General features: G+C 45.7%; 9 protein-coding genes. 6 read left to right on the top strand and 3 right to left on the bottom strand.

Features of this window, described 5'->3' with window-relative positions; genetic code table 11:
* Window positions 1-9 precede the first annotated feature (9 nt).
* From DQN48_RS04515 to rpoD, 4 genes are read left to right on the top strand one after another with little or no spacing between them, the layout of a single operon-like run.
* On the top strand, window positions 10-1389 hold the full coding sequence (locus DQN48_RS04515) for a cation:dicarboxylate symporter family transporter (protein ID WP_013023170.1): 1380 nt from the start codon (window positions 10-12) through the stop codon (window positions 1387-1389).
* Window positions 1382-1597, top strand: coding sequence for an exodeoxyribonuclease VII small subunit (xseB, locus tag DQN48_RS04510; RefSeq protein WP_013023169.1), 216 nt, complete (start codon window positions 1382-1384; stop codon window positions 1595-1597). Before DQN48_RS04515 ends, xseB begins: the two co-directional genes overlap by 8 nt.
* Window positions 1594-2382: a carbon-nitrogen hydrolase family protein gene (locus tag DQN48_RS07760; RefSeq protein ID WP_013023168.1), complete on the top strand. Its 789-nt coding sequence runs from the start codon at window positions 1594-1596 to the stop codon at window positions 2380-2382. The genes xseB and DQN48_RS07760 overlap by 4 nt, the downstream gene beginning before the upstream one ends.
* 12 nt (window positions 2383-2394) lie before the next feature.
* Entirely contained in the window at window positions 2395-4239 is a 1845-nt protein-coding gene (gene rpoD, locus DQN48_RS04505) for an RNA polymerase sigma factor RpoD (RefSeq protein ID WP_013023167.1), read from the top strand.
* Window positions 4240-5507: 1268 nt separating this feature from the next.
* On the opposite strand, the gene selA is transcribed toward rpoD, so the two are convergent.
* The 3 genes from selA to DQN48_RS04485 form a co-directional block, all read right to left on the bottom strand.
* Window positions 5508-6863, bottom strand: coding sequence for an L-seryl-tRNA(Sec) selenium transferase (gene selA / locus DQN48_RS04495; protein WP_231843979.1), 1356 nt, complete (start codon window positions 6861-6863; stop codon window positions 5508-5510).
* A gap of 252 nt (window positions 6864-7115) precedes the next feature.
* Window positions 7116-10013: an FAD-binding and (Fe-S)-binding domain-containing protein gene (locus DQN48_RS04490; protein WP_013023164.1), complete on the bottom strand. Its 2898-nt coding sequence runs from the start codon at window positions 10011-10013 to the stop codon at window positions 7116-7118.
* A complete protein-coding gene (locus DQN48_RS04485) occupies window positions 10010-10756 on the bottom strand; it encodes an SDR family NAD(P)-dependent oxidoreductase (RefSeq protein ID WP_013023163.1) in 747 nt (248 codons plus the stop codon). The genes DQN48_RS04490 and DQN48_RS04485 overlap by 4 nt, the downstream gene beginning before the upstream one ends.
* Window positions 10757-10885: 129 nt before the next feature.
* Here DQN48_RS04485 and DQN48_RS04480 point away from each other — a divergent pair, with 129 nt between their 5' ends.
* A complete protein-coding gene (locus tag DQN48_RS04480; protein WP_013023162.1) occupies window positions 10886-11749 on the top strand; it encodes a menaquinone biosynthesis family protein in 864 nt (287 codons plus the stop codon).
* Window positions 11750-11859: 110 nt separating this feature from the next.
* On the top strand, window positions 11860-12882 hold the full coding sequence (gene hemE / locus DQN48_RS04475; RefSeq protein ID WP_013023161.1) for a uroporphyrinogen decarboxylase: 1023 nt from the start codon (window positions 11860-11862) through the stop codon (window positions 12880-12882).
* The last annotated feature ends 21 nt before the right edge of the window (window positions 12883-12903 follow it).

Here is a 12903-nt window from a genome sequence, read left to right as displayed (position 1 = left end):
AGGATTAAGGTGGGTAGCAATTTTTTGAATTCGTTTTTGATGGTATCTAAGTGGCAGACTTTAGTGATTTTTGCGATTTTATTTTTTGTATTTTTTGTGCTAAAAAAACTCCAAAACAAGCAGGTGGATTTTTCTATTCGCATGCTTGTAGGGCTTGTGGCAGGTCTTTGCTTTGGCTTTATCTTGGAGGCGCTTGCTGACTATCCTGAAGATTCCAAAAGCGTAGTCTGGCTCAATGAAGCGCGCAATTGGTTTGGATTTTTTGCTGATGCATTTGTGGCATTTATCAAGATGCTAGTCATCCCCATTATTAGCATTTCCATCATCAAGGTGGTCATTGATATTGACAAAGATATCAAGATCTCTTCCCTGCTTAGCAGATCTCTTTTTTGGATCCTCTTTACTGTGGCGATCGCTGGGGGTGTTGGGGTGATTTTGGGATATGTCTTTGATTTAGGTTTGCAGACTAAGGACTTTGTCCCAGAGGCAAAGATTCGCGAAGTCAAGACCATCACACAGATTTTGCTAGGCCTAATCCCTGGCAATATCATTGACTCCATGGCAAAAAACAATATCATTGCGCTAGTGATTTTTTCTTTTTTCATCGGATTTGGTGCCAAGTCCATGGGTCGGGCAGAGGGGTTTGAGCAATGCTCTTTGCTCTTTGAGAGATTCGTGCATGCGGTGCATAAAATCATCATGGATATCACGTTGTTTATTATCCGATTTATGCCTTATGCGGTGGTGTGCATGATGGCAGAGGTGCTGCTTTCCAATGGTTTTGGCGCCATCAAAACCGCAATAAAATTTATCATTTTGATTTATGTGGCGATGGTCATTATGCTTGTGGTGTATTGTGTGATCTTGGCACTGCGCGGGCTCAACCCCTTTATCTTCATGAAAAAGGTTCTGCCTGTGATTTTGTTCTCTTTCACCTCTCGCTCCTCTGTCTCAACCTTGCCTATTACCGTTTCCACGCTGCAAAACAAAGTAGGCGTGAGCTCTGGGGTGGCAAATTTTGTGGCCTCCATTGGCACGACTGTGGGGCTCAATGGTTGTGCGGGCTATTTCCCAGCATTGGTGGCGATTTTCATTGCTAATAGCATTGGCGTGCATATTGATGTGAGTTTTGTGGTGATTGTGATTTTGATGGTGATTCTGGGCTCACTTGGGATTGCTGGGGTGCCAGGGTCTGCCACGATGGCCGCATCCATCATGCTTGCTGGGATTGGCTTTAGCGATCAGTTTGTCTTGCTTAGCATTGTTTTGGCCATCGATCCCATTATCGATATGGCGCGTACTTCTAGCAATGTGACTGGCGCCATGGTAGCAGCAGTGTGCACAGACAAGGATCTCAAAAATCTGAATCGTGAGGTGTATTATGGATGATGCTAGGGTGGAGCAGCGGGATTTTGAACAACGAGTTGAAAGGATTAAGGAGATTTTAGCAAGCCTCTCAGATGCAGATCTCAGTCTCAAAGAAGGCCTATCCCTCTACAAAGAGGGCATAAAGGAGCTCCAAGAAGCCCAGGAAATGCTTGAAATTGCAAAAATGGAATATGAGGCCATCAAGATCAATTCAAAGGATAAGAGTTGAAGATTGCGATCTGTCAGACCGCTGCGCTCCCTTTGGAAAAGGGGGTTTGGAGTCATTATTTCAAGCATATCGAAAAAAATAGCCTCGTGGTATTTGGCGAATATGTCTTTGATCTTTTCATCCAGGATTGGACTTCCAAAGACATGATCGCTCAGCTAAGCCCTCAAAAGCTTGCCATGCTAGAGTCTATGGCAAAGGCTCATCGTGTCAAGATCATCGCCCCCCTCATCACCACGGATGCAAAGCATAGGCTCTATAAGCAAATCGCAGTGATTGATGCGCAAAGTACAGAGTTTTACATGCAGCAGCGCTTGATTCATTATGAGCATTGGGATGAGGAAAAATTCTTTGATAATCCCAAACGCAAAACCCTCAAAGCCCCTCTGGCCTTTGAATATGAGGGCATCAAAATTGGCGTGCTCTTTGGGTTTGAGCTGCATTTTGATGCATTGATGCTCAAGCTCAAAGAACAAGGCGTAGATCTCATCATCACCCCCACTGCCTCTACCTTCCAGAGCAATGAAAGATGGCAGATGCTCTGCCGCATGCGTGCTTTTTGTAATGGCTGCATGCTCGTGCGGGTCAATAGCGTGGGCAAGGTCAAGATCAAAGATCAGAATCTAGAATTTTATGGGGAGTCTTTCGTGGTCAATCCCAGTGGGCAGATTGAGGAAAAACTCCATGACAAAGAAGGCATCGCATGTCTAGAAATCACAAAAGAGCAGATTCATAAGGCTGCTAGGGAGTGGGGATTTCGAGAAATCAAACAAGAAATTTATCAATAAGAAGGGAAAAATATGAGTGCAAAAGAATTGAGTCAAAAATTAGAAGAGATTTTTAGTGAGCATGAAAAAGACTTTTTGTCTTTTGAAAAAATCGCTGAGATCTTGCAAAAGATGCCAACAAGCGCGCAGGTCAAAAAGATCCGAGAGCTGTGCCAAAAGCATCAAGTCACCCTTGTGAGTTCCTCTGAGCTTGCCAAGACGCTAAATACCAAAGACAAGATTAAGCAGGCTGAAGAGCGCAAAAAAATCTTGAATGAAGAGCTCAGTGATGAATTTGACCTCATGAAGGAGAGGGATCTGCTAGAGTGGAGCAGGAGTGATAGCCCTGTGCGCATGTATCTGCGCGAGATGGGGCAAATTGAGCTTTTGACCAAAGAAGATGAAGTAGAGCTTAGTCGTCAAATCAAGCTTGGTGAAAATATCATTTTGGATGCAATTTGCTCTGTGCCTTATTTGATTGATTTTATCTATGATTATCGCGAGGCATTGATTAATCGTGAGCGCAGGGTCAAAGAGCTTTTTAAGAGCTTTGATGATAGTGAGGAATCTGGTGATGAAGATTTAGAAGAGGAAGAAGAGGGGGATGAAGAAGAGGGCAAAAAGCCTATTTCCAAAAAAGATCAAAAGCGTGCCGAAAAGGTGCTAAAGAGCTTTAGGGCATTGGATACTGCCAGAAAAGATTGGCTCAATTTCCTAGAAAAGGGTGCGCTAGAGCAGCATGAGGATGAATGGATGTTTATCCTAGGCTTAGCGCATAAACAGCAAGTGCTCAAAGAGAAATTACTCGACCTTGGCCCCACCAGCAAGCTCATCACTGAGCTTGTCAAGGCTATGGAAAATACCCTAAAAAGTGATGATGGCTTTGAGAGAGAGCTTAAGCGCCTAGAATACCGCCTGCCACTTTTTAATGAGCATCTCATCCAAAACCATCAAAATATTTTGGCAAATATCACCACCATGTCGCGTGAAGATATTTTAGCAGCAGTCCCTGAGGCCACGATGGTTAATATCTACATGGATATCAAAAAGCTTTTTCAGACCAAGGAAGCCAGTGAGGAGGGCTTTGATCTCGATCCAGAAAAACTCAAAGAGATTTTGGAGCAAATCAAGCGGGGCAAGATTATCTCGGATAAAGCAAAGAATAAAATGGCAAAATCTAACCTAAGGCTAGTGGTAAGCATCGCTAAGCGTTACACCAATCGCGGCCTGCCCTTCTTAGATCTCATCCAAGAGGGAAATATCGGGCTCATGAAGGCCGTGGATAAATTTGATTATAAGCGAAATTTCAAATTTTCCACTTACGCGACTTGGTGGATCCGCCAGGCCATTTCGCGTGCCATCGCTGATCAAGCGCGCACCATCCGCATCCCCATCCATATGATTGAAACCATCAACCGCATTCACAAAATCATGCGCAAATACATCCAGGAGACGGGAAAAGAGCCCGATGTCGAGATCATCGCAGAAAAAGTGGGCCTAAGCGTGGATAAGGTCAAGCATGTCATCAAGATCACAAAAGAGCCTGTTTCGCTAGAAGCTCCCATTGGCAGCGATGAAGATGGGAAGTTTGGGGATTTTGTCGAGGATAAAAATTCCACCAATACCATGGATCAGATCATGAAAGAAGATCTGCGCGCTCAGATCTTTGAAGTGCTTGATCAGCTCAATGAACGCGAGCAGGCTGTGATTCGTATGCGCTTTGGATTGCTAGATGATGAAAGTGATCGCACGCTAGAAGAGATTGGCAAAGAACTCAATGTCACCAGGGAGCGTGTGCGTCAAATCGAATCCAGTGCCATCAAAAAGCTCAAGCATCCCAAAGTCGGTAGGAAGCTTAGAAACTACATCGAGGAGTGAATTTTTGTAGGATTTCCCAAGCACCCCAGGGGTTCTTTCTCTGTCCCCTTTACGCGGGCAAGAAGTAATTGAGTGCAAAAAAGTGTCTTGAAAAATGTGGGCCACTGCCCACGGTAAAAATAAGGTAGAGCCTGACCGGAGTGGGGGATTAGAGGGGAAGCAGTGTTTAAAACCCATGCGGGCCCCGCCCACGGTAAAAAGTAGAGCCTGACCGGGGTGGGGGTCCATAAGGGGGAGGGGTGACTTCGCGCACGAGCGAAGCTCTTGCCCACACTTGCACATATAAGCCCCTCCCCCTTGTCAAAGAAAAAGAAACTTCTCAAGTCATCAAAAAGCAACCCGCTTAGGTTATTCGAGGAAAGAGATTTTTAAGAAAGCGTGAAAGAAGAACCCCCGCAGGGGATAAAGGGAAAAAAACTCCACGCAGGGGAAGGGGGGGAAGTAGCCTCCTTGATCCAAGGAAGAAAAAACAAAATTTAGATAAAAAAAGTGTTTTTTTTGGGAGGGGCTTGAGGGGTTACTTGCATTTTTGGTTCAACCCACCAAAAGGGCGGGGCAAAAGCCCCAAAGCGTTACCTCTTGAGTAGAATCTCCAACCTAAACCAAAAAAGGCTAAATTTGAAGTATAATACCCTCGTAGGACGCTTTTTGCTATGTCTCTTCATAGCTCGTCCTTTATGATGGTTTTGCCCCTCTTTAGAGGGGCGTTTGTATTATAGCAAAGCACTTAGATTTATTAGCTTCCCCTAACCTTCATCACCAAAGAATAAAATCCTCCCCCCATCATCCACGGTAAAATAGAGCCTAATGTTAAGAATGCCGCACTAGCCTACTCGGCCAGCCAATAGGATAGGGGAATCCCATCCTTTTCCCCACTTGTGCCCGTGCACCGCAACCACACCACCCTGCGCGGGGTTGCTTCTTTCTTTCACAAGGGGGAGGGGCTTGAATGGCAAAGTCGCTCCCTCCCCCTTATGGACCCCCACCCCTGTCAGGCTCTATTTTTTACCGTGGGCAGTGGCCCACAGGAGTTTAAAACCGATTTTTTACGCTCCTAACCTATCGCCCGCTCAAGGTGCACGGGAGCGGGGAGGGGATAAAGCCTTTTTTGCGAGAAAAGCCACTCGAGCAAACGAGGAAAAAGCAGCCCCGCAAGGGAGCAAGAATCCCCCTTTAAGCCATTGAAAGAAAATTATTTTAAATTCCCCAGCGGAATTTTTCTGTGCCATTTTTCTTGATTCCCCCAGTGAGATTTTTTAGAAATTTTCTCAATCTCCCCCAGTGATTTTTTGCAGGATTTTTGCAATTTTCTTGCAATGCCTTTCTTGCAGGCAGCGCACATCTAGCAGGATTTTTTCATTTTTGCTGCGGGTGATTACACCCTCTTGTCGCAAGAGTCTTGCCAATTCCTTGGTGGCAAGGCTCTCGCATTCTAGCGCCACCCCATAGGATGGAAAGCGCATATCTGGCAGGCTGCCACCCCCCGCGCAGGATTCTAAAAATACCAGAGAGCTCTCCAGACTAGGCAGGGGTGTAATGAGGCTTAGCAGCATTTTAGCTCTTTGCTCCAAAACATGGAGGGGGGTTTTTAGCATAGCGATGGTGGGGATTTCATCAAGTCTATTTTGCAGATAGCATAAAAGCGTCTGTTGTAAGAGTGCTAGATTTAGCTTATCCATGCGCAGAGCACGCAAGAGATGATTTTGCCTAAGCTTTGTGATAAGTTCTTTTTTGCCAAAGATGATGCCTGCCTGCACTCCTCCTAGCAGCTTATCCCCGCTAAAACTCACCAAAGAAGGACGCAATTCTGCAATATCTAGGAGTGAGGGCTCATCGCAATCTAGCCCACAAATATACCCACTTCCCGCATCATAATAATCTAGCACCCCATGCGCTTTAGCTAGCGCGATGAGTCTACTAAGCTCTATGCTTGAGACAAAGCCACTTTGGTTGAAATTGCTTTTGTGCACCTTGAGTAGCATGGCAGTATGTTCACCAATAGCCCTCTCATAGTCTTGTAAGTGGGTTTTGTTTGTGGTGCCTACTTCCATGAGCCTAGCACCCGCATCCTTGATGATCTCAGGGATGCGGAAACTCCCCCCAATCTCAATAAGCTCCCCGCGCGAGAGGATGACTTCTTTTTGCTTGGCAAAGGTGGAGATGATGAGTAGGAGGGCTGCGGCATTGTTGTTGACCACTAGCGCATCCTCACAATCTAGCAGCGCGCAGAGGATCTCGCGTACATGCTCATCCCTGCTGCCTCTTTGGCCGCTTTGGAGGTCATATTCTAGATTGCAATACTCGTTAAAAAGCCCAAAGACTCTTGAGAGCAGTTTTTTTGAGAGGATGCTGCGTCCTAGATTTGTCTGCAGCACGACCCCCGTGGCATTGATGAGCGGCCTAAGTGTTGGGGAGGTGATTTTTTGATACTCCTGCTTGATTGTCTTTAGTAGATCTTGCAGAATAGGGGGCTTTGTGAGGGTTTTATTTTGGATTTGGGTTTGGTAGGAGGAGAGGGTTTTGCGCGCGATTTTTTTGAGCAGGATTTTGTTATAACTTGCAAAGTCTTTGTGATGGAGGATTTTGTCCATTTTTGGGAGCTGTGAGAGGAGTTTTTGCATCATTGGCCCTTTTGCTTTTTGAAATTTTATATTTTTTCATTTTTTAAAGTTGTGGCTTTTTGGGATCTGTGTTTTTGTCTTGGCTTCTCTTATGTTTTTATAACCTTTAGCCCCTTTGCAAATGCGCAGGCCTTGTAAGTAAGAGCAAATCCTGTCCTTGCAGTGGGCTTGTGGGGCGAATAAAAAGGGGAGCTGCATTGCTGCGTGCCAAAGCTCATAAAATTTTCAGCCCAAAATCCCGCGCAAAAAGCTCTGTTATGTTAGTGCTTCATCCACCAGGTAGGCGACATTGAGGAAGGGGAGTTTGAGAGATAGGCCGATTTCACAGGTGCTACTAGAACTCACTCCAAGATCGCAGTGATCCAAGGAGAGCGGGGTGATGTTGCACTCATTGAGCTCAGGGGTGAAAAATCCCTTGTAGCCAGAAAAGCCACAGCAAGAGAGCTTTTCAAGCACATGGTAATGATCGCTGCATCTTTGCACAAGCTCAATGATGAAATGCTCCTTATGGAGTTTTTTGAGCGCACACATTTGGTGAATGGCTATCTTTTTTTCTATTTTTTTGAAATGCAGATTTTTTGTCGCAAGATAGAGGAATTCTGTGGAGTCTAAGATCTCTAGCGGCAGGTTTTTGGCAACCTCTAGGATCATATGTGCGCTGCACGCGCTATGATCTACCAAAATAGGAATTTTTCCATTCTGGCTCATCTCCATAAGATCCCTTGCTAGCCCCTCATCCTTCTTTATGGCCTCAATATGGCTAAAGGGCTTTTTACAGCAGAGTTTCTCTAGGTTTTTGGGATAAATCAGCCTGATGCCAGCTTTTTTTGCGATGCTTTCCATGACTTCTTGCAAGGGGCGATTGTTGGGTAAGAGCTTGGAGGGCTTGAAGCTGCGATTCATGCAAGTGGAGAAATAAATCACTTCTTTGAGCTCTCTGATTTCTTTTGCCTCCTTGGATGCTTGAGGATGTGGGGTGATTTTGTGAGCTTGCGCTGCTTCATTTTGCGCTGCTTCATTTTTTTGCACAGGGGTGTGGAAGCAAGTGCGCTTTTGTTTGGCAAAAAAGTCATTTTTCTGGGGCAAAAATGGTGGGATGATGGGCAGGAAATGAAATTTTTGATGCAGGGATTTTGAGAAATGATAGAGCTTCATGGGAGGGATCACGCTCTGTGCGAAATTCCCCAGGCTAAGCATCCCGCGCGCGACCTTCAAAAACCCACCAAAATGCTTGTACACATACTCAAATCCCTTGTGGTGGGGCTTTTTTGAGAGTTCTAGCGCGATGTTTGCTGTGTCAATCTCTAGCGGACAGGCAATTTTGCACATCGAGCAGGTGGCACAGGTCTCAACGCCAAAATATTGATATTCCTGCTCCATTTCTTTGGCCCTTAGGATGTCTTGGGGGTCTTGGGAGTGAGAGAGGCGCTGGATCTCTTTGGAGCTTGCGATGCGCTGCCTTGGAGTGAGTGTGAGGAAGCGCGATGGGCAGGATTTTTCGCAAAATCCACAGTCCATGCAATGATCCACAAGATCTAAAAAACTCTGGCTAGCTTTAAAATGCTGCAGATGGACATTTTTGTTTTGTGATATGATGACATCAGGATTGAGTAGGCCCTTGGGGTCAAAGATCTCTTTGATTTTTTTGTGGATCTCATAGGCCTCCTTGCCCCATTCTAGCTCTACAAATGGCGCCACCATCCTACCCGTGCCATGCTCAGCCTTGATGGCTCCATGTAATGCCACCACTTCTTTTGCCAAGTCTTCCATAAAGAGGCCAAATCGCTTTTTTTGTCTCTCATCATTGAGGTTTGGTGTGATGACAAAATGCACATTACCACTGAGCGCATGCCCAAAGATGATGCCGCTAAACTGAAAGCGCTTAAAAAGATTTTGGATGAGTTCTATGCCCTGGCAAAAATAAGGAATCTCAAAGCAGACATCCTCAGTGATTACGATGCTTTCTTTGGGGCGATTGCCAGCACTAAGTGGCAGGAGGGATTTGCGGATCTTCCACCAGAGATTATAGGTCTTTTCCTCATGCGTATAGAGTGCTTTTGGCATGTGCACATCTTGGAGGCTTTCTTTGATTTTGCTGAGATTTGCCTCTAGGCCTTGAAAAGTTTCATGCTGGGTTTGGAGCAGGATGCAGGTGGTATTTGGAGGGATGTCTTGCAAAATCTCTGCTAGTTCTGGCACCCTTTGGCAAGAAGCTAAGCAGGCATAATCCATGATCTCTGCTGCATTGAGCACTTCTCTGCCAAGCTCTGCGAGAATAGTGATGGCCTTACTCGCGCTAGACAAATCTTCAAAAAACAAAAGCCCGCAAGCCTTGTTTGCAAAATCTTCTACACTTGTGTACACCACCTCGCTTACAAAGGCCAGGCAGCCCTCGCTGCCAACGAAGATATGATTTAAAATATCTTGGATATCTTCAAAATCAACTAGGGCATTGATACTAAATCCGACAGTATTTTTGATCTTGTATTTTCTCTTGATTTGTGCGATGAGCTCGGGGTTTTGTAGCATGCTAGCGCGAAGATTTAGGATCTCTTCTACCAGCGCGCTTTGGGTTTGCAAAAATTCATACATGCTTTCCTTTCTGCTGGTATCTAGCACCACTCCTTGAGCAGTGATCACGCGCACAGAGTTAATCGTGTGATAGCTATTTTGCTCCACCCCGCAGCACATTCCACTGGAGTTGTTATTGAAAATCCCGCCAATGAGTGCGGTGGCTATGGTGGCAGGATCAGGCCCGATTTTTTTGCCAAAGGGTTTGAGTGCCTTGTTGGCATCCTCTCCCACTACGCCACATCCTAAGCGGATTCTTTTGCCAGCATCTAGCACTGTGATTTTTTTCCAGCCTTGATTGGCGATGATGAGCACGCTTTCACTGCTTGCCTGGCCACTTAGGCTGCTGCCCGCACCTTTGAAGGTGATGGGGGTGTTGCAGGCATTGGCTAGTGCGATGAGCTTTTTAATCTCTTCTTCGTTAATGGCATAGACTACGATTTTTGGTGTGGTACTGTAGCAGGAGGCATCAACCCCATAGGCAAAGGTGGTCAGCGGCGAGGTAAAAACGCGTTTTGGACAGATTTCTCTAGCCTCATGTGCAAATTTTTCATAATCTCGCACCACAAATTTGGAGCTCATCCCTTATCCTTGTGTACAGAGAGCCCTGCAGGGGCTTGGGTGGTGGGCATGAGTTCGATGCGATTGATATTGACATGCTCTGGCAGTGATGCACACCAAAACACTGCCTCTGCGATATCCTCAGGCATCAAGGGATGCGCACCCTCATAGAGTTCGTAGGCTCTTTTTTCCTCACCCTTGAAGCGCACCAAAGAAAACTCACTCCCTCCACTAAGTCCTGGTTCGATATTGCTCACACGGATATTTTTGCCTAGGAGATCTGCGCGAAGATTGAGACTGAATTGCTTGAGGAAGGCTTTGGTGGCACCATAGACATTGCTACCGGGGTAGGGGTAGGATCCCGCGATGGAGCCGATGTTGATAATATGGCCGCGCTGTCTTTTTATCATATGGGGCAGGAGAAAATGCGTGAGTCTTATAAGTGAGAGGACGTTGGTCTCTATCATCCTCTCCCAGTCTGCGAGTTCGCACTCATAGGCTGGCTCTATCCCTAGAGCTAGTCCTGCATTATTGATAAGCACATCAATGCTTTCTGCAAAATCCTCTAAATTTGCCCTCAATTTCTCAAAATCATTGATGTCTTGAGCAAGAATCCCCACGCAATTTTTGCCAAGCTCTTTTTGTAGTGCTAAAAGGCGCTCCTTGCGTCTTGCTAGCAAAATCACCTCATGGTCATTGGCGCTAAATTTTTTGGCGATTTCTGCACCAAATCCCACACTCGCTCCCGTAATCAAAACCCTCATGAATCCCGTCCTTATGCTGTGTTGGTGGAGGAGTTTAGCACTTTTGATTAAATCAATATTGAAAATACAGCCTTATAATTGCACACAAAAAGTTACAAAAAATCCACAGAAATTTAACAAGGAGAGAGAATGCTTAGCATAGCGCATAGTCCCGATGCAGATGATTTATTTATGTACTATGCGATTGTCTTTGGCTGGGTGGAGAGCGAGCTAGGGCAGAGATTTGAAAATATCGCTCTAGATATCCAGAGCCTCAATCAAAAAGCACTGCTTGGGGAGTTTGATATCAGTGCGATTTCTTTTGGAGTTTATCCGCTCATTCGTCAAGATTATGTGCTGCTTCGCACAGGTCTTAGCTTTGGCAATGGCTATGGCCCAAAACTCATCAAGAAAAAGGGTGCAAGGCTTAAGCGAAATTTCAAAGTCGCACTCAGTGGGGAGCATACCAGCAATGCGCTGCTTTTTTCTCTGGCATATCCTGATGCGCGCATTGTTTACAAAAATTTCTTAGAGATTGAGGGTGCGGTGCTTGGGGGCGAAGTGGATGCGGGTGTGTTGATTCATGAATCGATTTTATGCTATGATAGCGCCCTTGAGGTAGAGCGTGAGCTCTGGGATATTTGGAGGGATTTGGCAAAAGAAGATTTGCCTCTGCCACTAGGTGGGATGGTGTTGCGCCGATCTCTCCCACTCAATCTGGCAATCGACATCGAAAAAACGCTCACCAAGGCTGTGCGTGTTGCACTAAGCGGCAAAGAGATACTTTCTGCCATGCTTTTGGAGAGAAATCTCATCCGCGTGGATGAAAAGAAGCTAGATGCCTATCTAAACCTCTATGCCAATCACGATTCTATAGAGCTTAGTGATCTGCAAAAAAAGGGGGTGGAGAAGATGTTTGCGCTAGGCTATGAGGCGGGGTTTTATGATGTTTGGATCAAGGATTGTGAGGATTATCTCATCCCTAGAGAATATGAGATGCTGCGCCATAGCTAAGTGGCTTGCCAAAATTCATCACATGAAGATGATGGCAATCAAGTCCAAAAGTTTTGATAGGCTTGTGCATGGAGCTAAGGAATTTTGGAGATTAGAGAAAGGAGAAAGAAATGATTTTTATTGATGCTTGCAAGAGATTAGAGACTCCCTATACCCCCATCTGGATGATGCGTCAAGCAGGGAGATACCTAGAAGAATACAGGGCTACGCGCGCGAAGGCGGGAAGTTTCTTAGATCTCTGTCAGGATGTCACACTTGCTACAGAAGTCACCTTGCAGCCTGTGGAGATCTTGAATGTGGATGCAGCGATTTTGTTTAGCGATATCTTGCTTATACCCCTTGAGATGGGTTTGCCTCTAGAGTTTATCGCAGGGGAAGGGCCTAGATTTCAAAAGAGTATTGAGAGTTATTCTGATGTCTGCGCGCTCAAAAAAGATGCGTTTGAAAGGCTAGATTATGTTTATGACACCATTTCTAGCGTGCGCGCTCGCCTCCCCCAAGACAAGGCACTCATTGGCTTTTGTGGTGCTCCTTGGACTTTAGCTACTTATATGATCGAGGGGGAAGGGAGCAAAACCTACACCAAAAGCAAAAAGATGCTCTATGCCAACCCTCAGACCATGCACTACCTGCTAAAACAAATCACAGATGAACTCAAGGGCTATCTTACCAAGCAGATACAAGCTGGGGCTAATGCTGTGATGATCTTTGATTCTTGGGCCAATGCACTGGCAAAAGATGCGTATTTTGAATTTAGTTGGGGCTACATGAAAGACATCGCCAAGCATGTCAAGATGCATCATCCAGATATCCCTGTAATCCTCTTCCCTAAGGGTGTAGCGGGATATCTCAAGCACATCGATGGAGATTTTGATGTATTTGGAGTGGATTGGAGTACCCCGCTTGAGCTTGCAAAAACCTTGCTTGGCAAAAAATATGTCCTGCAGGGCAATCTAGAACCCTGCTGTTTGTATCATGAAGATGCTATGGAGATGGGAGTGGATGAGATTTTGGCCGTGATGGGCAAAAAGCCTGGCCACATCTTCAATCTGGGTCATGGGATGCTGCCTGATTTGCCCAGAGAAAATGCCATAAAACTTGTAGAACTCATCCACCAAAAAACAAAGAGATAACGCGCTTTAATCCCCTGCGCC

Origin of the sequence: Helicobacter mustelae (genome assembly GCF_900476215.1) — a bacterium.
Lineage (GTDB): Bacteria > Campylobacterota > Campylobacteria > Campylobacterales > Helicobacteraceae > Helicobacter_H > Helicobacter_H mustelae.
Note: the sequence above shows the minus strand (reverse complement) of the source record. Positions and strands in the feature narration are given on the sequence as shown.